This is a genomic window from Cognatishimia sp. SS12 (assembly GCF_028369055.1).
Taxonomy (GTDB): domain Bacteria; phylum Pseudomonadota; class Alphaproteobacteria; order Rhodobacterales; family Rhodobacteraceae; genus Cognatishimia.
In genome coordinates, this window is sequence record NZ_JAQNCZ010000003.1 from 275,788 (window position 1) to 302,076 (window position 26,289).

Here is a 26,289-nt window from a genome sequence, read left to right on the forward strand (position 1 = left end):
TATCACTTTATGGCTGCGTGCGTTTCGATATCGAATACGTGAATTTTGGACTTGGGGAAATCCATATTCACGGTTTCGCCATTTTGGTACTTGTGATCATCAATGATCCGCGCGCGCATGGATTCTGCATCGCGATCTTCTTCGTCGTCCATTTCAAATTCACTGTTGTCGATAGTCTGCCCTGCAGGCACCTGGAAATGCAGAATCTTTTCGGTGCCCAGGCTTTCAACCAGCGACAATTCGGTTTGCAGATTGCCCTGCCCCATCACGATGTGTTCCGGGCGAATGCCAAAAATCGCCTCTTTGCCCGCGCGCGCCGCCAAACTGTCTGGCAGTGGCACTTGGGCACCGCCAAAGGTCGTGAAGACCCGTCCATCGGTGTTTTGAATCGCGCCGCGGAAAAAGTTCATGCCCGGCGATCCGATGAATCCGGCAACAAAGAGGTTGCAGGGATTTTCAAACAGCTCATCGGCAGAGCCAACCTGCTGAATGACGCCAAGCTTCATGACAACGATTTTATCCGCCATGGTCAGCGCCTCGACCTGATCGTGGGTCACATAAACCGATGTCACACCAAGCCGGCGTTGCAGTTTCACAATTTCAGACCGCGTGTGCACACGCAGCTTTGCATCCAAATTGGACAAAGGCTCATCCATCAGGAAGGCCGCCGGTTCGCGCACGATGGCGCGGCCCAAGGCGACGCGCTGACGCTGACCGCCCGACAGCGCCCGGGGGCGTCGATCCAGATATGGGGTCAGTTCAAGGATTTTCGCCGCCTCTTCCACACGTTCGTTAATCTCGGCGGCGGGATAACCGCGCATCTTCAGGCCAAACCCCATGTTCTTGCGCACGGAATAATGCGGATAGAGCGCATAGTTCTGGAAAACCATCGCGATATCGCGTTTGCCCGGCCCCAGATCGGTGACGTCTTTGCCGCCAATCCGAATGCTGCCGTTTGTGGTTTCCTCCAGACCGGCCAGCATTTTCAGTGCTGTGGATTTGCCGCAACCCGACGGCCCCACAAAAACGCAGAACTCTCCGTCTTCGATGAATAGGTTGAAATCCTTGATCGCCTCGACAGACCCGTAGGATTTACCGACCTGATTGAATTCAATTGTAGCCACCTCAGTGCCCCTTATTTCTCTGAGCCAGCGGCCAAACCGCCAACCATGTAACGTTCAAGGAAGAGAAACACGATAATGATGGGGATCGAGGTCATCAGCGATGCCGCCATCACAATGTTCCAATCCGTCACAAACTCGCCCTTGAGGGATGAAATCCCCAAATTCAGTGTCCAAAGACTGTCGGACGTCACAACAAATGTGCGCGCGAACAGGAAGTCCGACCAGCTGATCACGAAGCTATAGAGCGAGGTCGCCGCAAGCCCCGGTGCCGAGATCGGCAGAATGATGCGAAAGATGCTGCCAATCGGCGAACATCCATCCACCAATGCCGCCTGCTCCAACTCATTAGGAATGGTGTCAAAATAGCCTTTCAGCATCCAGGTGGTGAAAGGGATGATCATTGTGGCTTGGGCGATGATCACCGACCAAAGCGACCCGATCAGACCGGCAGAGCGGAAGATGACAAAGAACGGGATGATGATCAGCGTGCCGGGCAGCATTTTTGCGGTCAGGATGAACAACCCCATGCTTTGGGCACCACGCATACGAAAGCGCGACAATGCATAGGCCGCAAGCACCGAAACCGTCAGCGAAATGATCATGACAACCACTGCGATTTTCAGCGAGTTCAAGAACCAGACATCAAACGGGTGATTGGCCAGCAGCTCTGTGAAAACGCTCCATTGCGGCGCTGACGGCAGGAAGTTGGGCGGATAGGCCCGAAGCTCGCTCGCCGGGGAAAGCGCGGTCAGGATCATCCAGTAGACCGGGAACAACAGCACCGCGCAAAGGGTAATCACCGTCGCATATAGGCTGAACCGACCAAAGAATTTCGAAAGTTTCATGTCTGCCCCTTCAGTTCACAGATTTGGCAAAACGGCTGACCAGCGCGCGGCTGAGGAGTGCGCAGATAATCAGGGTGATAACGCCCACCGCAGATCCCTGCCCCATGCGGAAGAACTTAAAGCTTTCCTCAAAGGTCATGATCGCCAGCGATGTTGTCGATCCGATGGGCCCGCCTTCGGTCAAAACAAAGATGATGGCAAAATCCCGGAAGACCCAGAGCGCCGTCATGATGAAGGCAACACCCAGAACCGGCAGCATGTTGGGAATTGTGACATGGAGGAAGCGCTGAAACACATTGGCCCCATCCACGCTGGCGGCCTGATATTGTTCTTCTGGGATCGACTGGAGCCCGGCCAACAGCATGATGCAAATAAAGGGATAGCCTTTCCAGATCATCACAAAGCAAATCGACGCAAAGGCCGCGACAGGATCGCTGGCAAAAGCAATGGGTTTGCTGACGATACCGCTGGACAGCAGCACCCAGTTCAGCACCCCAAAGGAACTGTCCAGCATCCAGGCCCAGATGACCACCGCAACCACTTCTGGGACGGCCCATGGCAGCGCCACAAGAAGACGCGCGAGCGCGCGGCCTTTGAATTTCTGATTGACCAGCAGTGCTGTGGCAAAGCCGATCGCCAATGCCGCCCCGCCCACAACCAGCAGCAGTTTTATTGTCACCCAGAGCGATTGATAAAACTTGGCCGAGGTGAACAGCCACTCGTAATTCTCAAACGTCCACGGTTTACGATCAACGCCAATGCGCGCGATCTTGACATCCTGAAAGCTGATGTCGACCGACATGACAATTGGGTAGACGATGATCAAAGCCATCAGAATAAGCGCTGGGGCCACCAGCAGATATCCCAATTTATGGCGATGCCGTGGGGAGCTAAAGTCAATCATCAATATCTCCAGATACGCATGAAAACGCGGCCGGTCCCCCCGGCCGCGTCGGGTTTAGAGCGATGGCTTATTCAAAAGCCTCGACACGTTTTTGGAGCGTTGCCCCAACCTCGGCTGGATCAAGGTCATTTGCCAGCATCCGCTGTGCCTCTTCAAAGACAACTTTGGACAGCTCGCTGTTATGAAGCTCAAGACCTTTTGGCAGACGGTCTACACCGGCATCCGCCGCGCGCTGAGACGCTTCGACGAACAAAGCGAAATTCTCGTTCGCGGCGATATTGTCTTCGTAATCCATGCCGGGCCGTGGTGCAGGCGAACCAGAATAGTCAGAGAACTTGTTCTGGAATTCTTCGCTGTGCACGATTTTGATGAAGTCCCAGACCAGCGCTTTGCGCTCGTCAGAAATTTCAGAGCTCATACCCAGGATGTTCGAGGTCCCGCCCAGTGGTGGGCTGAGAGGCGAATGCGCAAGCTTCAGCTTTGGACGCATCTCTTCGCTGGCGCGATCCAGGATAGAGGCAACCCAAGGGCCATCAATCCACATGCCAACATGACCTTCGATCAAAAGCTGACGCAGATCGTTAGAGCGGGCCTGGCTTGGTGACAGCCCTTCTTGCATCAGCGACTTCCACTTGCGGATGCCATCGATGGTGGCCGGGTCGTCAAAAATTGGCTTGCTGTCCCGCGTCCAGTTGCCACCGGAATCCAAGGCAAAGCCCTGCATCTGGTGCATCACGGTTGCAGGTTCCATGGTGGACAGACCAATGCCGTATTTGTCGACGATGCCGTCGCCGTCAGAATCCCCGGTCAGGGCCCGCGCGATTTCGACATATTCATCATAGGTGGTCGGCGGCCCATCAAAGCCCGCGTTTTTGATCATCTCTTCATTATACGCGAGCACAAACCCGGCATAGAGCAGCATGAGGCAATAGGTTTCGCCTTTCCACTCACAGGTGGATTGCCCGGCCCAGCCGGTCAGATCGATGCCGTCTTTTTCGATCCAGGGACCAAGCGGCTCAAGCCAGCCTTGATCAGCAAAGGGCTGATATTCGAAGGCCGCCAGATGAACGATGTCCGGCGGCGTGCCGCCCGCAAACATTGTAAACATGGTATCCGCATATTCTTTGCGGCCCAGCTGGCTCATATCGATGGTCACACCCGGGTGCATTTCCTCAAATTTGGCTTTGGCCTCAGCCCACCATTGCCCGTATGCGCCGTCATCGCGCTGCCAGGTCACAAAGCTGAGCGTTTCGGCGCTTGCCACGCCGCCAAGCACGGTGCTGAGCGCGACCAGGCTTGAGATTGCAGTTTTTTTGAGATTGAACATTTTTCTCCTCCTCCGTTGTTTCGACTAGTCGAGTTTGGTCAGGTAGTTGAAAGCCTCCGCTGTTGGGGAAACTCCGTGTCCCGGTGTGTCCGGTATTTGGAAAGCACCGTTTTCACAGGTGGCGAGCCCATCCAGCAACGCCCCATTTCTGTGATAGATCGTGTGTTGGAATTCATGCGCAGCCGCCTTCAACGCAAAAGCTGTGCGCAGGCTTGCGGCCATGAAAATCCCAAGGCCAATGGTTGCGTGGGGCATGATCTTGGCCCCGTTGTCATGGGCCAGGTGGCCCATGCGCACCATCTGGGTCACGCCGGTATGGCCCATTTCAGGCTGGATGATATCGCAGGCCTTCAGCCGGTTGCGATAATCCCAATCGGTGCGCCATTCCTCCCCCAAAGCAAGGGGGGCACCGATTTCTGCGCGGATCTTGTGCTGCGCGGCAATATCCTCAGCCTTTGTCGGGGCCTCCAGAAACCACGGGCGCATCTCCGCCAGATCTTTGTCGAGTTGAATGCATTCATCCGCACTACGGGTCCAATGCATGTCCAATGCGATGTGGTGCTCATCCCCCAAAGCCTTGCGCAACCCGATCATTTCACCAATGACATCGCCATTGTCGACGGCCCCAATTGGGGTTTTGACCTTGTCAAATCCCTTGTCCTTCCAGGACAGGGCCAGATCGGCGCGGGCGACGCGTGTTTTGGCCGGCAGACCGGACACATAGGCATCCATCGCGCCGGTTCCGGCACGCCCCAACGCCGCCTGAAGGCTTTGGCCGTTGCTGCGGCACGACAGATCCCAAAGCGCAATATCCAGCGCCGCCAGCGCATCCGCCAGATAGCCGCCCCAATAGCCGCGCACCCGCTGCAATTCGTAAAGCTGATCCCAAACCTGCGCCGGGTCGTTGAGATCCAAAGTTTTCAGATAAGGCCCAAATAGGTCCGATATCAGTGCGGCCACCGCCTTGGGGGCGACAAGCCCATAGGTTTCACCCCATCCTGTCGCGCCATCACTGTCCGTCAGGGCCACGACAATGGAACGATCATTCTTGGGATAAATCGTCCCATTGAAACGCCGCACGAAATAATCCGGCCCCAGATCAACGATACCCTGATCCGTTGCGCCCAGATAGGCGTCGTCTTTGGAGCGTTCGAAGAGAAAAACTTCGATTTTTTCAATTCTACGAGGCAAGAGATGTCTCCCGAATGGCAGAGGTTGCTTCGTATAGTTCAAGCACAAGATGCTTAAGCTGGTCATCCATTTCCGGCAGAGGCTCGCGTACAAAATCGCTTTTTATCAAACCTTTGTGCTTCAGAATGTGCTTTGTCATGCGCATGCGGTACGGCGCTTGGATCAACAGCAGCGGCAGCGATTTGGTGTAAAGCTCCAGCGCATGGTCGCGCCGATGTTCAAAATAGGCGTTGAGCAGGCCGACATGCAATTCAAGCAACTCAATGGCTGGCATGGTGGCCACAGCGCCGCGCTCAAGTTCTTCAAACACATAACGCGCACCACCGCCGCCAATGACCCCTTTCAAGCTGCCCCCGACAGCGGCGACCAGCGCGCTGACCTTAACCCCTGATGGGATGCCCTCTTCCTTGACATAGTGGATGGCCGGGATGGCCTCGGCCAGGTTCAGCATCTCTTGTGCGGACAGGTCAGCGCCGCGCGGCGCGAAAAGATTCTGCAGGATGATCGGCCGCCCCTCGGTCGCGGCCGAAATACGTTTGAACCAATTCACATAGTCAGCGCCCATGTCGGGAATGGCCATCGCCATGATCATATCTGCACCGCTTGCGGCGGCCTGCTCGGCGGCATCGACCATGCCCTGGGCGGTCTTGGAATTCACGCCCGCAACAATCGGCAGTCGTCCGCGATTTTGCCGCACAGCGGTCTGCAGGCAGGCCGCGCGTTCCGCTGGCGTCAAATGCACGTCTTCGCTGGCAACGCCGGGATAGACCAAAGCGCTTGCGCCAGCGTCAACGGCGAAATCAATCAGATTTGCCAAGGATCGCAAGTCCAACTCACCGCTGTCCAGAAACGGCGTTGGAACCACTGGCAATACCCCATTTAAATCAGCCGCCATTTGCAATCCCTATATTTGAGACACGTAATTCATATTTGAAACTTACGGCACGCCTTTCTAACCTGTCAATGCATTTGCGTTGAGGAAATCTTAGAAATGTCAGAACCAGCCGCATTTAACTTTCATTGGGGGAACACCGAATTAAGAGGCTGGGCCCTTGGTTCTGACGGGGACATAATTGATGCGTTTACCGCGCCGACACCCTTGGAAGAGGGTCGAAACAAAGGGTTTTCCGATGTGCTGGCTCACTGTCTCGGCGAGTTTGTTACAGGTCAAAAATCTGCGCCGCTGCTATTTGCCGGCATGGTTGGCGCGGTGAATGGATGGCATCCTGCGCCTTATTCAAACTGTCCGATCACCCCAGAAAAACTGCTCTCTCAAGCGAAGCGATTCGAATTTCTGGGGCATCCGACACTGATTTTACCGGGCGCAACCTGCGCTGACTCGCTGGGAAACGCGGATATCATGCGCGGCGAAGAGGTACAGCTGCTTGCCGTTTCTCAATTATTGGGACTGCAAAACCTCACCGTCAGCATCCCAGGGCGGCACTGCAAACACGCGACGCTCAGCGATGGGGCGCTGACCAGCTTTCAGAGCTTCGTCACCGGCGAGCTGTTTGATTTGCTGTTGGGTAATAGTCTGGTGGGCGCTCTGGCGACAGGCACTGCATTCTCGGCAGCTGCTTTTTCTGACGGCGTGCAGCATGGCGCGCGGCAGCCTTTGGCGACGGCGGTCTTTGCCAGTCGCGCAAACACATTGACCGGAAGGCTGGCAGCTGAAGATGTGGCGTCCTTTCTGTCAGGCGTTCTGATCGGTCATGAAGCCGCGCAATTGCGGGGGCTGGATCATCCGGTTGCTCTCATGGCAACGGGGCTGCTCGCAGAGCGTCACGGTCTGGCCTATGAGGTGCTCGGTATTCCCTATCAAACCATCGATGCGAAAATCTGCATGCGCGCCGGGCTGCAGCGCGTCGCGCGCTGCATGTTGGACAGCAACGCATGACCACACCGACCGCCGCCAAACCGCTTTGGCGGCTGTTGGCGCTGACCTCGGTCTTTTGCGGCGTCGCAGGCGGAGTGAGCCTCAAATTGGCGGGGGATATGCCAAGTGCGCAGGCGGTTATCATGCGCACGGCCACCGCCTTTGCGGTTGTGATGGCGATTTCCATGGTCGGCACCGGCCGCCTGCGCATCAGCTTTGGGCGCACAACCCTGATCCGCGCCCTACTGGATGGCGCGGCGGGCTTTGGCTTTGCACTGGCGATTTTCGAACTACCAATCAGCCTGCTGACCGCTTTCCTTGCGGCGCTGCCCGCCTTCTCGACGTTGTTTGCCGCGCTCTTTCTAGGCGAGAAACCCAGAGCCTTGGTCTGGGTCGGCATCGCCGGTGCGTTCGCCGGGTGCCTGATCATCCTGCGCCCAGCGCTTGAATTTTCCACCTATGGCGTCGCCCTGGCCCTATGCGGCAACATCGGCTTTGCGGCCCGGGACGTCTATACGCGCAAAATCGGGCGCGGGCTGGACGTGCATTCCTCCGTGCTGCTCTCCTATTGCTTTGTGATCGGCTGCAGCCTGGTGCTCAGTCCCGCGCAGGGGTGGGCGGTGCCCACACTTCGGGATGGCGGGTTTGCCATACTCGCAGGTCTATTTGGTGCTGGCGCCGGGCTGCTGATCGCCCTCGCCCATCAGAATGAACTGGTCAGCCGCATCGCCCCGCTGCGGTTTACCAGCCTGCTTTGGGCGCTGCTGCTGGACTATATGATCTGGTCCTTTGTCCCTGACCGCACCGCCTGGATCGGCATTTTGGTCACGTCCCTGTCGGTGCTTTTGGTGCTGCACCAATCCCGCACGCCAGCGCACAAGCGCCGTGGCTGACCGCCCCTTGGCACGAAGGCAAAAGCCTTCTCAGGCGCAATGTCGCGTTTCTGGAATGCGCCCAAACATCTCTGCGCCAGCGCGGCTCCGATCTTGTCTGGGTCGGCCTAATGTCGGTATGCTCTGCCCATGCAGCGTTCTATTGACTCGGTTTTTCCCCTGCGCGCCTCCCGCACCCACGAAGTTTTTGGCGCGGGGGCCAATAGCTTTGCCTTCGCCTTGGCGGCGCGGCTTGGCGGGCAGATGATGTGGATCCGCGAGCGCTGGGAACCGACCCTGATCAACCCATCCGGGTTTGTCGAGTTCATCGATCCAGCCACAGTGACCCTCAGCAATACCGAAAACCAAACGGACACGCTGGCCGTCGCCGAAGATTGCCTGCGCTCTGGGGCGCTGAGACTTGTTGTCCTGCGTCTTAACAAACCTTTGACTCTGACCGAAGGGCGGCGGCTTCAGCTCGCGGCGCGGGATGGCAAGTCAACTGGGTTGGCGATTATCCCCGAAGGCATGGGCAGCAACGCGGCCGAAACCCGCTGGCACTGCACCCCGGTTTTTGAACCGGGCCAGAATAGGCCCGACTCGCCCCTGCAGAAGTGGGATCTTGTCAGGAACAAATCGGGAACTTTGGGCCATTGGTATATGCGGTGGGATCGCGCGGCGCGTCGCATCAATATGGTTGCCCCGCCCGGCCCGTGACCGGGCCAGGTTATCGCGGGCGGCGCGCGACCGCTCTAAACCAGCTTGCCATCTTGAAACACCAGCACATCTTTTTCAGCAACGGAAACCGCCAAAGGGCGGCCCACCGCGATCTTTTGCCGGAGCCGCGACTTGACCTTGAAGAGTTCGCCATTGGCAGCGCGGAGGCTGAGGATTTGCTCGATCCCGAGATTTTCGCAGGCCTCGACCATGGCCGTTGCGCCGGTGCCTTTGGGCTCTGTGACGCGAATATGTTCCGGGCGCACGCCAATTTTCAACGCACCTTCTTCAAATGAACCGCGCCGAAGGCCGGTCAGTGCAAGGGCCGGACAATGTAAATTGTCATGCTGCACATCAACGTCAAATAGATTGATCGGCGGCGAACCAATAAAGTACCCCACAAAGGTATTCTCTGGCCGTTCAAACAATTGTTCCGGACGCCCGGATTGCTGAACGCGGCCATCTTTCATCACCACAACCTCATCGGCAAAAGACATGGCTTCGCTTTGATCATGTGTCACCAAAATCATCGTGGTGCCGGTGTGGCGATTGATCTGGCGCAGCTTGCGGCGCAGGGCAAATTTCATCTGCGGATCGATCACGGTCAGCGGCTCATCCAACAGAACAGCGCTGACATCGTCCCGCACAAGGCCACGGCCCAATGAAATCAATTGTTTCTGGTCGGCGCTCAGCTGACGGGCCGGCATGTCCAAAATGTCATCAAGATCGAGCATTTCGGACACTTCGGCAACGCGCGCTGCGATTTTCTTGGGGTCCCATTTGCGACATTCAAGCGGAAAGGCGAGGTTTCGGCGCACCGATTTTGTGGTGTAGATCACCGGAAACTGAAACACCTGCGCGATATTGCGTTCCGACGTGCCTTTATGGGTCACATCCTGACCGTCAAACAGCAGCTGACCATCCGAAGGGTGCAAGAGCCCTGAAATGATATTGAGCATCGTCGTTTTGCCGCAACCCGACGGCCCGAGAAGCGCATAGGTTTTGCCATCTTCCCAAACCAGATCCACGGGTTTCAGGGCATAGTCATCTTCTGATTTTGGGCCTGGCAAGTAGCTGTGCCCCAAATTTCTGAGCGTTATTTCAGCCATTTGAACGCCTTTCAGTGATATTCTTTCCCTCTGCCGAAAACAGCAGAAGGGTGGATGTGTCCAAGGAAACTTGAATGGATTGGTCTGTTTTGAATTCGTGGATGCCCTCGAGCAGCATCACCGCCGCGCCAAATTCCAGACTAAGATGCACGATTGTGTCCGAGCCGGAAAACTCTGCCAACACGACCTTTGCGGGCATGTCCCCGCCAATAGAAAGCGCGTCCGGGCGAATGCCGACCTGGATAGGGCCGTCCCCTTTCAGCACAAGGCCTGCCCCCTCGGGCAAAGCCGTGCCCGCCAGCATCAGCTGCCCATTGGCGATTTCGCCATGGCAGATCGAGACCGGCGGATCGCTCACTAGCTTTGCCACCTCTACGGTTGCCGGATTCTCAAAGATGTCCGCAGGGGCACCCATTGCCAGAATGCATCCTTCATGCATGACAATCATTTCATGGCCCAGTTGCATCGCCTCGGCGGGTTCGGTGGTTGAATACAAGATGATGCCATCCGCGTTTTCCGCCAAAAGGCGCGGAAATTCTTCGCGCAGCTTTTCGCGCAGCTTGTAGTCAAGATTCGCCAGCGGCTCGTCCATCAACAGAATACGGGCCTTCTTGACGATCGCGCGGGCAATGGCGACCCTTTGCTGCTGCCCACCGGAAAGCTCAGGGGGCATCCGATGCTCAAACCCGGCCAAACCCACCAGCGCCAGCGCGGCCATCGCCCGGTCATGGGCATCTGCACGCGAGAACCCCTGGCGGCGCAGTGGAAAGGCGACGTTTTGCACGACGGTCAGGTGCGGGTAGTTGATGAATTGCTGGTACACCATGCTCATCTGGCGAAGGCGCACAGGCCGGTCAGCAAGGTTCTGGCCATCCAGCTCCAGATGCCCATCCGCAATATCATCAAGGCCCATCACAATGCGCAAAAGCTCGGTTTTGCCAGCGCCAGTGCGCCCCAGAATGGTATAGATCTTGCCGCTTTCCAGCTCAGCACTCAGGTTGCATAGAGGCCGTTTGCGATGCGTGGTCGAGATATTTTTCAAACTTAGCATGGTGTTATCTGAATGCTCCTGCAAGAGACCCACGAGACATGAAACGCTCCACCACAATCGCAATGAGGGCGAGCGGCGTGACCGAGATCAACGCAAAGGCTGACAGCGACCACCACGGCGTGACCGAAGAGTTGAGAGACACAATCGCGACCGGCAACAGCTGCGTTTCGGTGAATGTCAGGATGAAGGCGAAGAAAAAGTCGTTCCAACCGAAGATCAGGCAGAACATTCCAGCCACGACCAGACCAGCCGTCGAGTTGGGCAAAACCACACGGAAGAACGCGCCAATGGGGGTACACCCGTCGATCATGGCCATTTCATCCAACTCTTTCGGGATCGAGGCGAAAAAATCGGTCATCACCCATACCGCAATAGGGAGCAAAAGCGCGACATAGACGATGACCAGGCCAAATATCGTGTCCAGCGCCTGGATCTCCTTGAGCATCAAGAAGAACGGGATTGCCAGAACGATAGGCGGCATAATGCGTTGCGAAATGAAGAAGAACGTAATGTCCGAATTCTTCACAAATCCAACTTTGTAGGAATACCGGCTGAGGCCATAGGCCGCCAAGGTGCCCAGCCCCAGGCTCACGATGCTGGCCAGCAATGTGACCGATGCCGAATTCAGAAAGGGCGTCACGATATTGATGCCCTGGCTGCCGCTTGCGAACAATGACGTCCAGCCTTGCACCGAGGGTTCAAACTCGACCCACGGCAGGTAACGCGCCCCGCTTGTCACGGCATTGGCATCTTTGAAAGATGTGCTCAGCGCCCAAAGGAACGGAAAGACAACAAAGGCCGTCCAGACCAGCAGGCAAAGGTATTTGATGATGTGATAGGTACGTCCCATATCAGGTTTCCTTTCCAACCAGAAAGCGCATCAGAACTTTGGCGATGATGGTCAGCGTGATGATCATCAGCACGAGATAGGCGAGCGATAAGGCTGCCGAATAGCCGACCTGAAAATCGCGCAAGCCCCGAATGTAGATGTAATAGGATGGTGTTTCCGTGGCCGTGCCCGGCCCACCGGAGGTCATCACGTAGACCGTATCCATGATCTTTGAGGCTTCGATCAGGCGAATGATGATTGCCCCGATTGAAATGGGTGCCATCAAGGGGAAGGTCACTTGCCAAAACGTCCGCGCGGGCGACGCACCATCGATCGCGGCGGCAAGATAGGGTTCGCGAGGCAGTGAGACGAGCCCAGCAAGCAGCAATAAGAACATGAACGGTGTCCATTGCCAGACTTCGACGATCACCACGCTGATGAACGCCCCAGCCGCGCTCGAAAGCCAGGGCACTGGACCAATGCCCACCATGCTCAGCAAATCGTTGGCCGGGCCCAGGCTTTCATGAAACACGGTGCGCCAGATGACCGACATGACCACAGGCGTGGTCATCATCGGGACCAGGAACAACACCCGGAAAATCCTCCCGCCCCGCATCTTTTTCCAGACCGCCAAGGCCAGCGCAAAGCCAAGAACATACTGCAATGTCACCGTGATAAGGCTCATGCCGGACAGGCGCAGCAGGCTTTCCCAAAAGCGCGTGTCTTCGAAAAGCCGCGCATAGTTGCGCCCCCCGATAAAGTCTAGACCGGCTTGATAAACATCCCAGCTAGAGAAGCTGACCCGCACCGTAAAGACCAATGGAAAGAGGATGATCGCCGCAAGCGTCAGCAGCGCCGGCAGCAGAAAGAAATGCTTTGGCTTTAGCATGTCAAAGTCCAATTCGTAGTAATGTGTTGTGGGGGACGGCGCACCGTCCCCCAACGAAGGCGGTTGAGGAGGTCAACCTTCGTTATCTTCCAGCCGAACCACGTTGGCGTAAGCCTCGCGCAGACGATCCGCACCGATGCGCTCAACGATGTCTGACCATTCGTCAGCCACGCCATCCAGGGCCTCTTGTGGGGATTTCTGACCCGCAAGCGCCTCGGCCACGCCATTCGCCATGGAGGACATGAACTGCCCCACGCCGGGAACACGCAGATCGTAAACGCGGTTGGTGCTGTCTTCCATTTCCGAGAGGGTGGTGACATAGCTGTCCGCCACGTCCGCATCCCAGCCAAGGCCCTGCCAGAACGCACTGTCAAAGTGGCTATCGCGATAGGGGTTTACCCCAAAGCGGCCGATTTGCAGATCATGGAAGGTATTGGCTTCGTTTGAGAAAAAGCACAGGAAATCAAAGGCCATCTCTTGGTTTTCGGACTCCTTGGACACCGCGGATGACCAACCCCAAGTCATGTAAGGCGCACGGTTTGGTTCATCAAAGCTGTCCCATTCGCCAGTTTCGCGGTTCCACACTTGCTTGGCACCTGGCAGCGGTGCTGCGCCAACGGCGTTGCGAATGCGGCTGCCGTCCTGTTGCGCCTGGATGAAGGCATCATCCCAAGAGTAGCTCATCAAAGTCTGACCACCGCCGAATGAGAAAATCTCATCCCCGAGGCCAAAGTTGGTGCCACCCGGAGGGAAGGCCTGCTGCGCCTCAACAAACAATTCCAGCCCGCGCACGAAGCCTGGGGTGTTGATCAGCGGCTCCATGGTTTCGATATCAAAGAAGAAGCCACCGCCGACATCCGGGTGTTTGGCATAGGGGGCCGCCCGGCTGATGAAGGCTGAGAACATCAGATCGTCGCGCTTGGCAACTTCGGCAGAGCCATAGTTCAGCTCGCCGTCGCCATCCCAGTCAAACCCTGAGAACACGCTGGCCACTTCGTTGTACTCTTCCCAAGTGGTCGGCACCGCAAGGTCGCGTCCGGTTGCCTCTTTGAATTTTGCCTGCATCTCGGGGTTATCAAACACATCGGTGCGGTACTTGAGGTAATGACGGTCGCCATCCATTGGGTATTGGATCATCTGGCCATTCCAGGTGGCAACACCTTTGAAACTGTCAGTGACATCAGCCATACCGCTTGAGGCTGTGTAGGCCTCGGGCACGGGGGCCAGGAAACGGTTGAAATCGCCGATCCAAAGGGAAGCATAGAACAGAACATCATAGGCGTTCTGCCCGCTTTGGAAGGGGATCATAATGCGCTGAAAGAGGTCGCCGAAAGGAACGTGTACAACGTTTACCTCAGCGCCCGTCAGCTCTGAAAACTGCTCTGCGTGCAGCGCGGTCGGCTCGCCGATCACCGGAATGGCATGGGTGATGACATTGAGCGTCTGCCCAGAATAATCTTTGGCATCAATGGCGGCATAGCTGCACGAGCCGGGAATATCCTTGGCAATTCCGTATTTGGAATAGTCAGCCTCTGCTTGCACCGCCGCAGGCATTGCGGTTGATGTCAGCATGGCCGCGATCGTCAAAGTTGAACTTATGCGTTTCATATTTGTCTCCTCCTGTTGGGTGTCGCGACCTATTTAGGTTCGACGACCAAACCGATCGTTTGCGTCACGATCTTGTCGTTTTCGATGACGAAGGTGTCCGTCGCGTAGACGTAGCTGTTGTCGGGGGTCTCAGCGCGCCAACTGATGTAGACGACATTGCCCTCAACGCGCTTTTCGGTGAGCTCAAACGAAGAGCCATCCTGCGCAAACTCTTGGAAAATAGCGCCAAAGAAGCCCTCGATTTCATCCAGCCCCCGGAAAATGGCATTCGGAATGATCACCACCGAGTCATCGGTGTAATCTGCAAGATTTTGCTCCATGTTGCGGTCTACGAACGCTTGCAAATGGTGATCAAAAACCGCCTCGGGGTCTGCAAAGGCCGCCCCGCCAAACGTCAGGGCGACGGCACTCGTCAGCGCGGCCATACCGGCGCGTATATTGGTATCAATCATGTTTTCCTCCCTAGATTGATGCATTAAGGAACGAGCACCGCCCGCCCCTTGATTTTGCCTTCGTGCAAAGCGCGAAGCGCAAGATTGGCGTCTTTCAGACTGAATTCTTGGGTTTCCAGGTGGACCAGTCCGCGGTGCGCCAGTTCCATCAGTTCGGACAGTTCTGCCCATGTGCCGACGAGATTGCCGATGATGTTTTTCTCGGTGATGACCAGGTCAACGGTCGGCACTTTGACATCTTCGCCGTAGCCGATGACGTAGTAGCTGCCGGCGTTGCGCGTCATCGCCAACCCCTTGCTGGTGGTGCCCCGCTCGCCGACAAAATCCAGCACCGCTTCGGCGCCATGCCCTTTGGTCAGCGACAAGACCGCGTCGACTTCGCCGCCATCCGCTTTGATCAGGTGATCCGCACCGCATTCTTCAGCCAACTTGAGTGAGGTTTCATTGGTATCCACCACGATGATTTCGGCAGCACACATCGCGCGCAGAACCTGGATCGCGATATGGCCCAGACCCCCGGCCCCGATGATCACGCAATATTGCCCCGGCAACAGATGGCGTGTCGCTTTCTTGGCGGCGCGATAGGCGGTCAGGCCAGCATCCGAATAAGGCGCAACCTCCTTTGGGTTGAGCGTTTTTGGCAACGCGATGATATTGCGGGCGGATGTCACCAGCGCCTCGGCATAACCGCCATTGCTGTCCAGCCCAGGAAACGTGCCGTCGCCATGCATGTCTTCGCCGCGACGACAGGCGATGCATGTCCCATTTGAGATTTTCGGGTGAATGATCACGGGATCACCCTTTTTCAGACCTTCGACCTCGGGGCCGACGTCTTCGATCCAACCGGCGTTTTCATGCCCAAGGATAAGCGGCAACAAAGCGTCGCCGGTCGGGTCCATATGCGGCCGCCAGACCCCTTCAATGACATGCAAATCCGTGCGGCAAACTCCGGCTCCGCCGATCCGCACAATCACATCAGAACCTTTTGAAATGCTCGGGTCAGGGACATCTTCGTATGTCACCCAGGTGTCAGCAGTCAGATCGTCATCATAGGTATGGAGCACTTGCGCTTTCATTGTTTCCTCCCTCAGGTGCCTTGCAGCATCTGCACATCGCTTTCCTTTGCTCGGGCCGTTGCTCGGGCCGAGCGTTCGATGTTTCGTTCATGCAATTGATCATTCTCGGGCGGCCCCGGGGGATCCGCCTGTGTTCAGAATCTGAAGCGCGCCAAAAAAACGGCGTTCACTTTGTGAACACTCGTCTTGAAATCAGATTGCGTGTGGCTCTTTATGTTAAATATCGACACCAACGCTGGGAGGACGTTGTGCAGTCTATGTTTCTGAAGGCGCGCGCAGCGCTTGAAACCAAAGGGCGCTTTGCCTCTGGCGCAGTCCCTGAACAAATTGCTGACAGTTGGCACCGATGCCTGCAGTACGGCTTGGATCCGGTCGGAGAGCCGGTCGATGCGGATATCGGCATTCAAGCGCTGAGAGAGACGCGGCAGAAGCATGAGCAGCTGCTGCGCGTGGTGCGGCCTGAATTGGAATTGCTGAGCACGCAGATCGCAGGCACCAACCATATGACCGCCTTCGCGGACCACCGCGGCGTGGTGTTGGAAACCATCATGGATACCGAATTCAGCCTGTCCAAATGCGCGCGCTCGGTCCGGTGCGGCACCATCTGGGACGAAACACACCGCGGCACAAATGCGCTTGGCCTCGCGCTTTATTCCGGGCGCACCAGCATGGTGACGGGCGGGGAGCATTATTTCTCAAGCCACGGACAGGTGTCCTGTGTGTCGACGCCGATCTTTGACAGCCAGGGGGAAATTGTGGGTCTGCTGGACGCCTCCTCCGAGGTCGCGGCACGGCAATTTCACACCCAGGCCTTGGTTGAACTGGCCGCCTCAAACATTGAAAACCGCCTGTTCGTCGAAGACCACCGGGGCAACATCATTGTGCAATTCCATCCTCGCGAGGAATATCTCAAGACCCAAAGCGTCGGCATGATCAGCTTCAACGAACAGGGGACCATCCTGGGCGCCAATCGCCGTGCGGCCGCGTTCTTGAATGGTCTGGATGTCGCAGTTCTGTCGAAATTTCGCGACCTCTTCAGGACGGATTTCAGCACCAACCTAAAGGCCATGCAGGGCGGGGAAACCGTGCGACTGGTGGACTGGCTGAATTCGGCCTTCTTTGCGCGAATCCGCCTCTCCAGACGGTCTGCCGGGCCCAGCGCGCAAAATCTGGCTTTGAATCTGTCCTCGACCTACGACGTGCCGTCCCTTCCCGATGCCCCAGTGTTCCGGGATGAACAGGTTCTGAACAGCCTCAAGCTGGCTATTCGGTCGGCCATGATGATGACCCCGCAATATGTGATCGGCGCAACGGGGACCGGGCGCACCACCTTTGTGCAGGCCGTGCACCATGCGGTCTGCCCGGACAAACCCTTGATCGCCGTGGATTGCCGTGCCGCCAGTCTCAATGCGGAAACCGATGGATTGACCGGCGAACTTTTTGGTGGGGACGAGAACAGCCGCTTTCTGGTGGAAACGGGCGGCATGCTGGTTCTGGAGGATCTGTCAGAGGCCACCGGGCGCGTCTCAGAACAGCTGGCCCAGCTGATCAACCGGCTGCTGCAACATAAATCCACCGCAAAGTGGTCGATCTTGGTTGTCGAAAGCGCCACACCAGAGCCGCAAGCCCATTGGTCCAAGTTCGTTTCCATGACCTTCGCAAAACTCTCGCAGCTCGAGTTTCAATTGCCGCCGCTCTGCGAAAGGACAGATGCCGCCTATGTCGCCATATCCATGATGTCGCGGCTTTCCGCAGAGCATCAGCTATCGCGCGCGGCCATTGAGGCGATCTTCGAGCACCACGCGCCCGCCACATTTTACGAGCTGGAAAAACTGCTGACCACATTGGCAATTCAATGCCCCGCAACCGTCCTGCGCGCCGAACATGTCAATCGGTATATCCTGCGAAACGACACAAGGGAGTCGGTGTGCCCACGATGCAAAGGGAGCAACGTCAAAGAAGCCAAATGCCGCGAAATCAACCGGTTGTTTCAAGAGTGCAACGCCAACATTGCCCTCGCAGCGCGTAAATTGGGGGTCTCAAGAAACACCGTCTACGCGCATACACAATCGGAGGCGGATGCCCTTTAAACCCGAATTTGTCAGGGATGCGGCAAAGAAATCGCAATACACGCGCTTCATTTCTGCCCCAAGCATCAGGCCCGGCCGCGCCAAGCTGTCACCTCATGCGCCCAAGGCGGATTGGCCCCCTTCCGAGACACGGATATTGCGGCGACTTTTGAAGCAAACTCCAGCGCCTTCTGTAAAGCTTCGGGATCGAGGTTCCGAAGAATTGAGGCTTTCAGACAGGCCACCAACCACCCCAGCGGTGCCGCGCGTCAGGACAACGAGGCTGTATTCATCACCGCGCCGCCGCAATGTATCTGCGTTTACAACAGAAAATTTTCTGCGCTCGAGTGGCAGAACTATTCGTCATTTCACGATGGGAAAAATGGCGCTCTGGGGAGGATTCGAACCCCCGACCCCTTGATTCGTAGTCAAGTACTCTATCCAGCTGAGCTACCAGAGCGCGGTGTGAGGGGCGGTTTAATGCCAAGCGTGGGGGCGCGCAAGGGCAAAAAACAAAAAACTTACGTTTTTGTTGTCTCGGGTTTTGGCAGGGTGATTTCAAAGCTGGTTCCCGCCTCATCGCTCTGCAAGAGGGCCAGGTTGCCACCGTGTCCGCGCAGCAGCTCTGCGGAAATTGCAAGGCCAAGGCCGGTGCCGCCCTTACGGGTACCGCCTTGAAAAGGCTTAAACAAATGCTCCAGCGCTTTGGGGGGCAGCCCCGGGCCGGTATCGCGCACCTGTATGTGCCAGGCCACGTCGTCTTCCTCTGCGGCCACCATGATCTCTGCCGGGATGCCGCGGCTGATAATGGCCTGACGGGCATTGCGCACAAGATTGGAGATCACCCGATACAGCTGTTCAGAATCAGCCCGGACCATCAGCCCACCCGGCACGTTGTCCGCAAAGCTGAGGTCAAATTCGCCCACTGCCAGACGTTCGGAGGCGAGTACATCTTCGACCAGTTCCGCCAGATCCACATCCGTCAGTTTCGGCGCAGGCTCTTCGGCCTTGCCAAAGGCCAGCGTGCTTTCGCACAGATGCACGGCGCGGGTGATCGAATTGACGAGTTTCGGCGCCATGCGTTTGACCGCCGGGTCTTCGGACATTTCGATCCGGTCGGTGAACAGCTGCGCCGAGGTCAGGATGTTGCGCAGATCATGGCTGACTTTGGCCACCGCGCTACCCAGCTGGGCCAGACGTTCTTTTTGGCGCAGCGCGCCGGTCAATTCGGTCTGCAACAGATGCAGCGCCTCTTCGGCTTCGCGCAGCTCATTCACGGTCGAGGTGGGCGTGATGATCCGGCGCGCATCCTCGGGGGCTGAGGCGTAGCTTTGCATATGATTAACGACGCTTTTGATGGGTTTTACCAAGATCAGCCGCACAGCCACGAACAACAGCGACGCGGTGATGCCCGAGATCACCAGTGACAGCCACAGGATGTTGAGGCCATAGTCGATCATCGCGTCGCGCAGGCCCTTGGTCCAGATCGTGACCTCAATGAGCAAGCCAGCTTCGCGCACCGGCGCACCGATCACACGGATCACTTGTGGTTCGCGGGTGAACAGCCGGTTCATCGCATCCATGATCAGTGTCAAAGCCGTGGCATCACGCAGATCATAGGTCGCTTCGATCTGGGCGGGCATTTCCGATGACAACATGAGCTGACGAATTTCGTCGCGGCGCAGCACGACGTTGTAAACCTCGGCGTTGCGCAGCAACTCGGCTTCTAGCTCCGCGTCGATCATATCATCTGCCAACAGCGCCAGCGAGGCGATCTGCGCGCGCTCCAATCTGGACAGCAGATAATCTTCGCGAAAGCGCGCGACTGAAGGCACAAAGATCAGAATTTCGCCCAGCATCACAAAGATGATGGTCAAAAACAGAAAACGCCCGGAAAGTGTCTTTAACATGCTACTGCGCCTAATTACGGCAACCAACGCTGCACAAAGCCAACGATGCGCTTTACCTTTGAACTTTCAAACAATCGTGGGGAGAAGTAAGCACCTGCGGCGCGTTTGTTCAACTCCCCCACTGTCGGATAAGGTGCAACCATACCCGCGATCTGCGACATTTTCATATTGTTGGCCAAGGCCAGCGCCCAGAGGTTGATAAGCTCCCCCGCCTGATATCCGGCAATCGATGCCCCGACAGGGCGGCCCTTGACCACCATGACCTTGATCAGCCCCGCCGTCTTACGTTCTGCGATCGCGCGATCGTTGTGGGTATAGGGAAACCGAACAACTTCGAGGCCATCGCCATGTTTGGCACGCGCCTGCGCCTCGGTCAGCCCGACCTGTGACAGTTCCGGATCGGTATAAGTGGCCCAGGGGATATGGTCCGTACGTTCCTTTGCAGGCAACCCAAAGAGGGCCGAGCGGATGATCAGACCCGCGTGATACCCGGCGACATGGGTGAACTGCAGCCCGCCAGCAACGTCGCCAATGGCATAAACCTTGCGGTTGCTTGTGCGCATGCCCGCGTCGACTTTGATCCCGGTGCGGGTGGTTTCGATACCTGCGGCCTCAAGGTTGAGCCGGTCGATATTGGCCTTGCGGCCCACCGCCATCAAAAGATGGCTGCCTTTGAAGACCCGGCCATCTTTGGTTTCGACTTCGATCGCGCCGGCCGTGCCGCGTATCTCCTGCGCCAAGGCATCCTCTTCGATCTGGATGCCTTCACCGCGCAGATTGTCCAGCACAATGGCCGCAAGCTCAGGGTCGTCTTTGCCCAGCGCTTTCATACCTTCGATCACTGTCACCTTGCTGCCAAGGCGCTGATGCGCCTGCGCCATCTCAAGCCCGATGGGGCCACCACCGATGATCAGCAGATGTTCGGGCTGCTCGCGCAACTCAAACAGCGTTTCATTGGTCAAATATGGCACCCTGTCCAGACCCGGAATGGGTGGGACCAGCGGCGAGGACCCTGTGGAAATCACGACGCGCCGCGCGCGAATGATGTCCCCGCCCGCTTTGACTTCGCGCGGCGAGACAAAACTACCGAATTCCTCAATAACCCGCACCCCCAGACCTTCGAACCGTTCAACAGAGTCATTTGGCTCAATCTCGGCGATCACGCCGGCCACGTGATCTTTGGCTGCGGCATAATCCACGGCGGGGGCGACATCAGCGACGCCGTATTTCGCGGCGTGGGCCTGTGTATGGGCAACTTTGCCGCTTGCGATCAGCGCTTTGGAGGGCACGCAGCCATAGTTCAGGCAATCCCCGCCCATCTTGTGGCCTTCCAGCAGCACAACATCCGCGCCCATCTGCGCCGCGCCTGCCGCCACCGACAGCCCGCCTGAGCCGCCGCCAATCACCAGGAGATCCGTTTTGATAACAGCCATGATCAAATATCCTTTTTGCCGCGCAGAGCGTTGATGGCGATGGGCAGCGCTGCCAGCAGGCAGAGCCCCAGAATTGGCAACAGAATTTGTGGTTCAAAGATGATGCCCAAATTCGGGGTTTCACCACGTTCAAAGACTTCGCCAAGCCCGGCCCCGACCGAGGTATAAACCACGCCGCCCGGAATGATTCCAAGGAAGGTTGAAATCACAAAGCGGCGCAGCGGCACACCGACCAGCGCAGGCACAAGGTTGGCCACAAAAAACGGCACAGCCGGCACAAGGCGGATCAGAAACAGCATCGACCACTGGTTTTCATCAATGCCGTCTTTGATCTTCTTGACCGCCCCTTCGGAGCCTTCCATCTTAGCGGCCAGCTTTTCACCCAGCCCCCAGCGCGCCGCCAGAAAGATCAGAACCGCGCCAATGGTCGCCGCGGTGACATTGAACAGCGCACCGGGGAAGGTTGCAAAAAGAAACCCGCCTGTGAGCGTGGCAATGGTTGCCCCGGGCAAACTAAAGGCGACAATCGCAACATAGGCGGTGATAAACAGCAGAACAGTCAGCAGGTAATTGTCGTCACGATACGCCAGCAAGGCCTCGCGGTTATCCCGCAGGGTCTCAAAACTCAGATAATCCTTCAGCGTGAACGCCCCGATCGCGGCCACGATCAGAATCGCTAGCAGCGGCACATGTTTGGTCATCCCGGTTTTCGGTGTCTCAGTCATATCGCTCATTTTCTGTCTCTCTCATTCCGGTTTCCTCTAAGATGCGGGTCAGAGCAACAGATCGGAATGGTTCTCACAGCCGCTTGATGTTAATCACGCCTTCTGTGATCAGATCCGGGGTTTTACAGGCAAATTGAAACATTGCGGCAGATATCTCCGGATTTTTGTTGCAAAACCCCAGTTGGGCGTTTGACTTATGCAAACACCCCCCCTATTAGACGGCATTCGAATAGAGAACGTGCCCGCAGTGAGTCGGCGCGCGTGTAGCAACAAAGTACGGAGACGGAGCGATGAAACGCACCTACCAACCCTCGAACCTGGTTCGCAAGCGCCGCCACGGCTTCCGTGCGCGCATGGCCACCAAAGCTGGCCGCAAGATCATCAACGCGCGCCGCGCGCAAGGCCGCAAGTCTCTGAGCGCGTAAGCTCCTCAGATTATTGCGAGACGACATGATGCCGCCGGAGGCCCCAAAGGATGGTTCTGCCAGCCGAAGGGATGACCCTCCGGCGGCTTCGTCGTGTTCGGGCAACCCGTCGTTGCAGATCTTAAAGACGCGAAACGAATTTCTGGCTGCGGCGCGCGCGCGCAAACGCGGTGTTGGCAGCATGATGGTGCAGGCCCGCAAACGCGGCGCTGGCGAACCCTTTGACAGCCAAGCCATTCGCGTCGGCTTTACCTGTTCCAAAAAAGTCGGCAACGCAGTGGCCCGCAACCGCGCCAAGCGGCGCATGCGCGCTGTGGCCCGCGCGGTTTTGCCCGCCAAGGGGCGCGCCGGATGGGATTATGTCTTGATCGGGCGGCCCGAAGCGACGGCGGCGCGCGATTTTGAAGACCTGAAGCGCGATCTGATCTATGCGCTGAAAAAACTGCACGAGCCGGAAAAGTGACACCGCTGGCCCATATACTGGCCCTGCCCGTGCGCCTTTATCGGCTGATCTTCAGCCCCTGGGTCGGTTTCAATTGCCGCTATCAACCGACCTGCTCAGCCTATGCGCTTGAGGCGCTGGAAAAACACGGGGCCTTCAAGGGCGGCTATCTGACCCTGCGCCGACTGGGCCGCTGCCACCCACTTGGCGGGACGGGCTATGACCCTGTGCCGGGCACAGATGAGGCGTCACAACCAGAGCGTGTCAATCCGGCAACAAAATCCGGCGAGTGATCTCAGTCTGAAATTCAGACTTGGCATATGACAATGTCTGGCTATTCTGCCCGCGTGTTCAACACCAACTGAGGGAGGCACCATGACATATCTGTTTTTTGCACGATGCTTCTTTCGACGTGGCACTTTTGCGCGCACCTGGCGCGCCTCATAACCACGTTTCGCAGCGCGCTTGCCATCCGGCAGCCCTGTAAGAGCACATTTTCCAAACCTGACCTGACCAAAGCCTGATCTTCGGGCTGACGTCACATTTTTATCTATAGGAGTCCGCCATCCCCAAATGGCGGAGAGACATATGACACGACATCACCCATTGCTGGGCGCAGCAGAGCTGCGCGCTGACCTGCAACAGCAAATCGCAGCGCTGACCGCGCAATTTGGACATTGGAGAGCGCTTGCCGCCCTGCTGCGTCACATCGTGCGGCCGCAAACCCGCCCGCCGGACGATATCAGCCAGCTAAGCGATCATCACCGGCGCGACATTGGCTTGCCGCCCAGCGCGGATCCCGCCGAACGCTGGATGCCGCCACGGTTCTAAGCCGCACACCCATGGGCAAAGCGCCGCAATGCGCTTTGCCCTTTTCAGAATCTCCCATGAGTGGCATATGCGGCGCATGTTTGATGATGAGCTTGACGATATCCATCCGCTGTTTCACGGCGCACCCTCCTCTGCCAGCTTCAAGAAGCTGCGCAAAAGGATTGTGCGCTATACCCGCGAGGCCATCGATCAATATGGCATGATCGAACGCGGCAGCCGCTGGCTTGTCTGTCTCTCTGGCGGCAAAGACAGCTATACGCTGTTGGCCGTCCTACACGAATTGCAGTGGCGTGGCCTGCTGCCGGTGGAGCTATTGGCCTGCAACCTGGATCAGGGGCAGCCGAATTTCCCGGCCACGGTCTTGCCGGCCTTTCTGGAAAAGATGGGCGTGCCGCATCGCATTGAATATCAGGACACCTATTCGATTGTGAAAGACAAGGTGCCCGCCGGCCGCACCTATTGCGCGCTGTGTTCGCGGCTGCGACGCGGCAATCTCTATCGCATCGCCCGCGAAGAAGGGTGCTCTGCCGTCGTGTTGGGCCATCATCGCGATGACATTCTGGAAACCTTTTTCATGAACCTGTTTCATGGCGGACGTCTGGCGACCATGCCGCCAAAGCTGGTGAACGAAGAGGGCGACCTGTTTGTGTATCGCCCGCTGGCCCATGTCGCCGAGGAAGATTGCGAGAAATTCGCCAAGGCCATGAATTATCCGATCATTCCCTGTGATCTTTGTGGCAGTCAGGATGGGCTGCAGCGCCAGCAGGTCAAACAGATCCTTGATCAATGGGAAAAGAACAGCCCGGGGCGCCGGCAGGTGATGTTCCGCGCTCTGATGAATGCGCGCCCGTCGCATCTTTTGGATCCAAAACTGTTTGATTTCGCCAATCTCACCCGCGACTCTGTAAAAGTCGAAACAGATTCCGACCTGCCGCCAAGCCTGCGTTAACCTCTTGGCGTGATGCATCGCCTAGCCTTGCCCTGCTGACCAATGGGTTTACAGCAGGGGGCACGACATGCGGCCATCGCAAATACTCGCAGGACTTCATCGCTGGCGCATGACGCGGGCACCCGCGTTTCGCCCGGATTTGATCGGCATCGCCATCGCGCTCTTATGTGTTGCGGCCTATCAGCTCGGGGGGGAACGTGCCCTGCTGGTGACGGCGGTCGGCCTGCCATTGCTGGATTCGCTCTTCTTTCATGTCTTGATCAAACCCAACGGTGGGCTGCGCCCCGCATCGGGCATTCAGTCGCGCGCCTATATGGAAACCGTCGCGCAACATTGGATGGACGGGCTTGAGGCGCAGCACCGCAAAACCGCGTGTTTTGCCCTGCGTATTGGCAACCTGCCCCTCACCGGTCCGCAGCATGGCAGTGACTTGTTTCGCGAAACCCAGCGCGCCATCGCGCAGCGCATCCAAGATCAGCTGCGTGACGGTGATATTCTGACGCAGCCCTGCGACGATGCGTTTGTTCTGGTCCTCAGCCCGGTGCGCCATCTGGACCAAACCGCTTGCCTGCAATTGGCGGCGCGGCTGCGCCAGGCATTGGAAGCACCGATCCCCTTTGACAATGACACCGTGCAGTTGACCATTGCGATCGGGTTCTGCGAAAGCGATCGCCTGCGCAATCGTGAGTTCAGCGCGCTGTATGATGCCGCAGAAATTGCCTTGCGCCGCGCCTGCCAACCGGGGCAGGACCCGGTGCAGCCCTATTCGGACCCGATGCGCGTGCGCGAAGACAACGAACGCAAGCTGCGCGAAGAGGCGGCGCAGGCGCTCCAGCATGGGCAGATCACCGCCTGGTTCCAACCGCAAATCGCCAGCAGCACGGGCAAGATCACCGGATTTGAGGCTTTGGCGCGATGGGATCATCCGGCCCGCGGCACCCTGCCGCCAGCGGTCTTTCTGGATACGTTGACCGAAACTGGGCAGCTTGATCGTTTGGCAGACCTCATGCTGCGCGCCGCGCTGGAGGCGCAGAAAGCCTGGGAGGCCAAGGGGTTTGACATACCGCATGTCGGCGTCAATTTCGCCGGCGACGAGCTGCGCAACCCCATGCTGGTCGACAAGATCAACTGGGAGCTTGACCGCTATGAGCTTGCGCCCAATCGCGTCGCCATCGAGGTGCTGGAAACCGTGATCGCCAGTTCCGCCGACGGCACCGTATCGCGCAATGTAAATGGCTTGGCGAAACTGGGATGCCATATTGATCTGGATGATTTTGGCACTGGGCATGCCTCAATCAGTTCGATCCGGCGGTTTTCGGTATCACGCCTGAAAATCGACCGGTCCTTTGTGAAAAACATCGACCAGGACCCCGAACAGAGGCGTCTGGTAGAGGCCATTATCACAATGGCCGACCGACTGGGCATGGAGACCCTCGCCGAAGGGGTTGAGACAGACGCCGAACTGGCAGAGCTTGCCAGCCTCGGCTGCACGCACATTCAAGGGTATGGCATTGCCCGCCCCATGCCCTTTGAGGCGACGATTCCCTGGATCGCCCGCCACAATGCCGCGCTGCAAGGAGCATCGCCAGCGCAACGCCAATTGCGCGGATAACCCCGCGCTGGCGTCATGAATTG

The 26,289-nt window shown here is 57.4% G+C and carries 26 protein-coding genes and 1 tRNA gene; 10 read left to right on the forward strand and 17 right to left on the reverse strand.

Going from position 1 to position 26,289, the window contains the following annotated elements; genetic code table 11:
* Window positions 1-2 precede the first annotated feature (2 nt).
* From N6L24_RS08430 to N6L24_RS08455, 6 genes are all read right to left on the reverse strand, one after another.
* Window positions 3-1,124 (reverse strand): ABC transporter ATP-binding protein, encoded by a 1,122-nt coding sequence (locus N6L24_RS08430; RefSeq protein WP_271844233.1) that lies wholly within the window; start codon window positions 1,122-1,124, stop codon window positions 3-5.
* An 11-nt stretch (window positions 1,125-1,135) separates the two neighbouring features.
* Window positions 1,136-1,969: a carbohydrate ABC transporter permease gene (locus tag N6L24_RS08435; protein ID WP_271844234.1), complete on the reverse strand. Its 834-nt coding sequence runs from the start codon at window positions 1,967-1,969 to the stop codon at window positions 1,136-1,138.
* A 10-nt stretch (window positions 1,970-1,979) separates the two neighbouring features.
* Complete coding sequence (locus tag N6L24_RS08440; RefSeq protein ID WP_271844235.1) at window positions 1,980-2,873, reverse strand: carbohydrate ABC transporter permease; 894 nt, start codon at window positions 2,871-2,873, stop codon at window positions 1,980-1,982.
* 67 nt (window positions 2,874-2,940) lie between these two features.
* Window positions 2,941-4,200 carry an ABC transporter substrate-binding protein gene (locus tag N6L24_RS08445; RefSeq protein WP_271844236.1) on the reverse strand — a complete coding sequence of 420 codons (1,260 nt, stop codon included), beginning with the start codon at window positions 4,198-4,200 and terminating at the stop codon, window positions 2,941-2,943.
* A 24-nt stretch (window positions 4,201-4,224) separates the two neighbouring features.
* A complete protein-coding gene (locus tag N6L24_RS08450) occupies window positions 4,225-5,391 on the reverse strand; it encodes a mandelate racemase/muconate lactonizing enzyme family protein (RefSeq protein WP_271844237.1) in 1,167 nt (388 codons plus the stop codon).
* Window positions 5,381-6,286, reverse strand: a complete 906-nt coding sequence (locus N6L24_RS08455) for a dihydrodipicolinate synthase family protein (protein WP_271844238.1) — start codon at window positions 6,284-6,286, stop codon at window positions 5,381-5,383. Before N6L24_RS08455 ends, N6L24_RS08450 begins: the two co-directional genes overlap by 11 nt.
* Before the next feature lie 96 nt (window positions 6,287-6,382).
* Between N6L24_RS08455 and N6L24_RS08460 the strand changes: the two genes are divergently transcribed.
* The 3 genes from N6L24_RS08460 (at window position 6,383) to N6L24_RS08470 (ending at window position 8,856) form a co-directional block, all read left to right on the forward strand.
* Window positions 6,383-7,288 carry a 2-dehydro-3-deoxygalactonokinase gene (locus N6L24_RS08460; RefSeq protein WP_271844239.1) on the forward strand — a complete coding sequence of 302 codons (906 nt, stop codon included), beginning with the start codon at window positions 6,383-6,385 and terminating at the stop codon, window positions 7,286-7,288.
* Complete coding sequence (locus N6L24_RS08465) at window positions 7,285-8,160, forward strand: DMT family transporter (protein WP_271844240.1); 876 nt, start codon at window positions 7,285-7,287, stop codon at window positions 8,158-8,160. Before N6L24_RS08460 ends, N6L24_RS08465 begins: the two co-directional genes overlap by 4 nt.
* Before the next feature lie 129 nt (window positions 8,161-8,289).
* Complete coding sequence (locus N6L24_RS08470; protein WP_271844241.1) at window positions 8,290-8,856, forward strand: ImuA family protein; 567 nt, start codon at window positions 8,290-8,292, stop codon at window positions 8,854-8,856.
* 35 nt (window positions 8,857-8,891) lie between these two features.
* Here the strand turns inward: N6L24_RS08470 and N6L24_RS08475 are convergent, their stop codons facing one another.
* From N6L24_RS08475 to N6L24_RS08505, 7 genes are all read right to left on the reverse strand, one after another.
* Window positions 8,892-9,965, reverse strand: coding sequence for an ABC transporter ATP-binding protein (locus tag N6L24_RS08475; protein ID WP_271844242.1), 1,074 nt, complete (start codon window positions 9,963-9,965; stop codon window positions 8,892-8,894).
* Window positions 9,958-11,016 carry an ABC transporter ATP-binding protein gene (locus tag N6L24_RS08480; RefSeq protein WP_271844243.1) on the reverse strand — a complete coding sequence of 353 codons (1,059 nt, stop codon included), beginning with the start codon at window positions 11,014-11,016 and terminating at the stop codon, window positions 9,958-9,960. The genes N6L24_RS08475 and N6L24_RS08480 overlap by 8 nt, the downstream gene beginning before the upstream one ends.
* Window positions 11,017-11,020: 4 nt before the next feature.
* The gene (locus N6L24_RS08485; protein WP_271844244.1) at window positions 11,021-11,866 is read right to left on the reverse strand and encodes a carbohydrate ABC transporter permease; all 846 of its coding nucleotides are present in this window, start codon (window positions 11,864-11,866) and stop codon (window positions 11,021-11,023) included.
* Window position 11,867: 1 nt separating this feature from the next.
* Window positions 11,868-12,734: a carbohydrate ABC transporter permease gene (locus N6L24_RS08490; protein WP_271844245.1), complete on the reverse strand. Its 867-nt coding sequence runs from the start codon at window positions 12,732-12,734 to the stop codon at window positions 11,868-11,870.
* 72 nt (window positions 12,735-12,806) lie between these two features.
* Entirely contained in the window at window positions 12,807-14,342 is a 1,536-nt protein-coding gene (locus N6L24_RS08495; RefSeq protein ID WP_271844246.1) for an ABC transporter substrate-binding protein, read from the reverse strand.
* Between the two features lie 29 nt (window positions 14,343-14,371).
* Complete coding sequence (locus tag N6L24_RS08500) at window positions 14,372-14,794, reverse strand: nuclear transport factor 2 family protein (RefSeq protein ID WP_271844247.1); 423 nt, start codon at window positions 14,792-14,794, stop codon at window positions 14,372-14,374.
* Between the two features lie 23 nt (window positions 14,795-14,817).
* Window positions 14,818-15,870, reverse strand: a complete 1,053-nt coding sequence (locus tag N6L24_RS08505; protein ID WP_271844248.1) for an NAD(P)-dependent alcohol dehydrogenase — start codon at window positions 15,868-15,870, stop codon at window positions 14,818-14,820.
* A 257-nt stretch (window positions 15,871-16,127) separates the two neighbouring features.
* Between N6L24_RS08505 and N6L24_RS08510 the strand changes: the two genes are divergently transcribed.
* A complete protein-coding gene (locus tag N6L24_RS08510; protein ID WP_271844415.1) occupies window positions 16,128-17,960 on the forward strand; it encodes a sigma-54-dependent Fis family transcriptional regulator in 1,833 nt (610 codons plus the stop codon).
* A gap of 362 nt (window positions 17,961-18,322) precedes the next feature.
* On the opposite strand, the gene N6L24_RS08515 is transcribed toward N6L24_RS08510, so the two are convergent.
* The 4 genes from N6L24_RS08515 to N6L24_RS08530 all read right to left on the reverse strand — a co-directional run bounded on the left by N6L24_RS08515 (window position 18,323) and on the right by N6L24_RS08530 (window position 22,016).
* Window positions 18,323-18,399, reverse strand: a tRNA-Arg gene (locus N6L24_RS08515).
* A 61-nt stretch (window positions 18,400-18,460) separates the two neighbouring features.
* Window positions 18,461-19,849, reverse strand: a complete 1,389-nt coding sequence (locus N6L24_RS08520) for a sensor histidine kinase (RefSeq protein ID WP_271844249.1) — start codon at window positions 19,847-19,849, stop codon at window positions 18,461-18,463.
* A gap of 14 nt (window positions 19,850-19,863) precedes the next feature.
* Window positions 19,864-21,282 (reverse strand): dihydrolipoyl dehydrogenase family protein, encoded by a 1,419-nt coding sequence (locus N6L24_RS08525; RefSeq protein WP_271844250.1) that lies wholly within the window; start codon window positions 21,280-21,282, stop codon window positions 19,864-19,866.
* A 2-nt stretch (window positions 21,283-21,284) separates the two neighbouring features.
* Window positions 21,285-22,016 carry a TVP38/TMEM64 family protein gene (locus N6L24_RS08530; RefSeq protein WP_271844251.1) on the reverse strand — a complete coding sequence of 244 codons (732 nt, stop codon included), beginning with the start codon at window positions 22,014-22,016 and terminating at the stop codon, window positions 21,285-21,287.
* A 281-nt stretch (window positions 22,017-22,297) separates the two neighbouring features.
* Between N6L24_RS08530 and rpmH the strand changes: the two genes are divergently transcribed.
* The 6 genes from rpmH (at window position 22,298) to N6L24_RS08560 (ending at window position 26,266) form a co-directional block, all read left to right on the forward strand.
* A complete protein-coding gene (gene rpmH, locus N6L24_RS08535) occupies window positions 22,298-22,432 on the forward strand; it encodes a 50S ribosomal protein L34 (RefSeq protein ID WP_037911188.1) in 135 nt (44 codons plus the stop codon).
* 25 nt (window positions 22,433-22,457) lie between these two features.
* Window positions 22,458-22,895 carry a ribonuclease P protein component gene (rnpA, locus tag N6L24_RS08540; protein WP_271844252.1) on the forward strand — a complete coding sequence of 146 codons (438 nt, stop codon included), beginning with the start codon at window positions 22,458-22,460 and terminating at the stop codon, window positions 22,893-22,895.
* On the forward strand, window positions 22,892-23,167 hold the full coding sequence (yidD, locus tag N6L24_RS08545) for a membrane protein insertion efficiency factor YidD (protein ID WP_271844253.1): 276 nt from the start codon (window positions 22,892-22,894) through the stop codon (window positions 23,165-23,167). The genes rnpA and yidD overlap by 4 nt, the downstream gene beginning before the upstream one ends.
* Window positions 23,168-23,462: 295 nt before the next feature.
* Window positions 23,463-23,705, forward strand: coding sequence for a hypothetical protein (locus N6L24_RS08550; RefSeq protein WP_271844254.1), 243 nt, complete (start codon window positions 23,463-23,465; stop codon window positions 23,703-23,705).
* A 76-nt stretch (window positions 23,706-23,781) separates the two neighbouring features.
* A complete protein-coding gene (ttcA, locus tag N6L24_RS08555; RefSeq protein WP_271844416.1) occupies window positions 23,782-24,654 on the forward strand; it encodes a tRNA 2-thiocytidine(32) synthetase TtcA in 873 nt (290 codons plus the stop codon).
* Window positions 24,655-24,763: 109 nt separating this feature from the next.
* Window positions 24,764-26,266 (forward strand): putative bifunctional diguanylate cyclase/phosphodiesterase, encoded by a 1,503-nt coding sequence (locus tag N6L24_RS08560; RefSeq protein ID WP_271844255.1) that lies wholly within the window; start codon window positions 24,764-24,766, stop codon window positions 26,264-26,266.
* Window positions 26,267-26,289 lie beyond the last annotated feature (23 nt).

What these genes read in the sequence shown, in the direction of transcription:
- N6L24_RS08455 (WP_271844238.1), bottom strand. Translation starts at nt 6,286, where the DNA reads ATGGCGGCTGATTTAAATGGGGTATTGCCAGTGGTTCCAACGCCGTTT.
- N6L24_RS08485 (WP_271844244.1), bottom strand. Translation starts at nt 11,866, where the DNA reads ATGGGACGTACCTATCACATCATCAAATACCTTTGCCTGCTGGTCTGG.
- N6L24_RS08550 (WP_271844254.1), top strand. Translation starts at nt 23,463, where the DNA reads ATGACACGACATCACCCATTGCTGGGCGCAGCAGAGCTGCGCGCTGAC.
- N6L24_RS08560 (WP_271844255.1), top strand. Translation starts at nt 24,764, where the DNA reads ATGACGCGGGCACCCGCGTTTCGCCCGGATTTGATCGGCATCGCCATC.
- N6L24_RS08445 (WP_271844236.1), bottom strand. Translation starts at nt 4,200, where the DNA reads ATGTTCAATCTCAAAAAAACTGCAATCTCAAGCCTGGTCGCGCTCAGC.
- N6L24_RS08440 (WP_271844235.1), bottom strand. Translation starts at nt 2,873, where the DNA reads ATGATTGACTTTAGCTCCCCACGGCATCGCCATAAATTGGGATATCTG.
- N6L24_RS08460 (WP_271844239.1), top strand. Translation starts at nt 6,383, where the DNA reads ATGTCAGAACCAGCCGCATTTAACTTTCATTGGGGGAACACCGAATTA.
- N6L24_RS08525 (WP_271844250.1), bottom strand. Translation starts at nt 21,282, where the DNA reads ATGGCTGTTATCAAAACGGATCTCCTGGTGATTGGCGGCGGCTCAGGC.
- N6L24_RS08495 (WP_271844246.1), bottom strand. Translation starts at nt 14,342, where the DNA reads ATGAAACGCATAAGTTCAACTTTGACGATCGCGGCCATGCTGACATCA.
- rpmH (WP_037911188.1), top strand. Translation starts at nt 22,298, where the DNA reads ATGAAACGCACCTACCAACCCTCGAACCTGGTTCGCAAGCGCCGCCAC.
- N6L24_RS08480 (WP_271844243.1), bottom strand. Translation starts at nt 11,016, where the DNA reads ATGCTAAGTTTGAAAAATATCTCGACCACGCATCGCAAACGGCCTCTA.
- N6L24_RS08505 (WP_271844248.1), bottom strand. Translation starts at nt 15,870, where the DNA reads ATGAAAGCGCAAGTGCTCCATACCTATGATGACGATCTGACTGCTGAC.
- N6L24_RS08520 (WP_271844249.1), bottom strand. Translation starts at nt 19,849, where the DNA reads ATGTTAAAGACACTTTCCGGGCGTTTTCTGTTTTTGACCATCATCTTT.
- N6L24_RS08490 (WP_271844245.1), bottom strand. Translation starts at nt 12,734, where the DNA reads ATGCTAAAGCCAAAGCATTTCTTTCTGCTGCCGGCGCTGCTGACGCTT.
- N6L24_RS08465 (WP_271844240.1), top strand. Translation starts at nt 7,285, where the DNA reads ATGACCACACCGACCGCCGCCAAACCGCTTTGGCGGCTGTTGGCGCTG.
- N6L24_RS08530 (WP_271844251.1), bottom strand. Translation starts at nt 22,016, where the DNA reads ATGAGCGATATGACTGAGACACCGAAAACCGGGATGACCAAACATGTG.
- N6L24_RS08470 (WP_271844241.1), top strand. Translation starts at nt 8,290, where the DNA reads ATGCAGCGTTCTATTGACTCGGTTTTTCCCCTGCGCGCCTCCCGCACC.
- N6L24_RS08435 (WP_271844234.1), bottom strand. Translation starts at nt 1,969, where the DNA reads ATGAAACTTTCGAAATTCTTTGGTCGGTTCAGCCTATATGCGACGGTG.
- ttcA (WP_271844416.1), top strand. Translation starts at nt 23,782, where the DNA reads ATGTTTGATGATGAGCTTGACGATATCCATCCGCTGTTTCACGGCGCA.
- N6L24_RS08510 (WP_271844415.1), top strand. Translation starts at nt 16,128, where the DNA reads ATGTTTCTGAAGGCGCGCGCAGCGCTTGAAACCAAAGGGCGCTTTGCC.
- rnpA (WP_271844252.1), top strand. Translation starts at nt 22,458, where the DNA reads ATGATGCCGCCGGAGGCCCCAAAGGATGGTTCTGCCAGCCGAAGGGAT.
- N6L24_RS08500 (WP_271844247.1), bottom strand. Translation starts at nt 14,794, where the DNA reads ATGATTGATACCAATATACGCGCCGGTATGGCCGCGCTGACGAGTGCC.
- N6L24_RS08475 (WP_271844242.1), bottom strand. Translation starts at nt 9,965, where the DNA reads ATGGCTGAAATAACGCTCAGAAATTTGGGGCACAGCTACTTGCCAGGC.